This window comes from Streptomyces sp. BE20 (assembly GCF_036322525.1).
In the GTDB taxonomy this organism is placed as follows: Bacteria; Actinomycetota; Actinomycetes; order Streptomycetales; family Streptomycetaceae; genus Kitasatospora.
Genome location: NZ_JAQYWW010000502.1, coordinates 1 through 377, shown reverse-complemented (window position 1 = coordinate 377; position 377 = coordinate 1). Strand labels below are relative to the sequence as shown.

General features: G+C 71.6%; 1 protein-coding gene. It reads left to right on the top strand.

What is annotated here, in order from left to right:
• Positions 1 to 377: hypothetical protein (locus PUR61_RS07230; RefSeq protein WP_329876846.1), on the top strand; the 377-nt coding region annotated here is incomplete at both ends.

The following is a 377-nucleotide window of genomic DNA, read 5'->3' as shown; positions in this document are numbered from 1 at the left end:
CGGGCCGGTGCCCACCGGCACGGTGCTGCCGTCGGACCTGATCGGGCACGCACTGATCGGCCTGGGCGTGGTGGCGTCGCCCGACGCGGGGAGGGCCGACGCGGAGCGCGCACGCCCGGTCCTGGACCCGGACGGACGGGCCTCGCCCGCCCCCCTGACCCACCCGGGTGCCGAGCTAACCCACACCCCGGCCCACCCCCTCCGCAACCACGCCGCCCAAAAACACCCGAAACAACAAGAACAGAACCAACGTTCCCACGCCCCGCATGTGGCGAAACGGATGAACCAGGGCACCAACCAGCACCAGAATGAAACCCAAACCCAAGCGGCCCGCGCGCGGTCGGTGCCATGGCGGCGAGGGTGTCCGGACTGCTGGT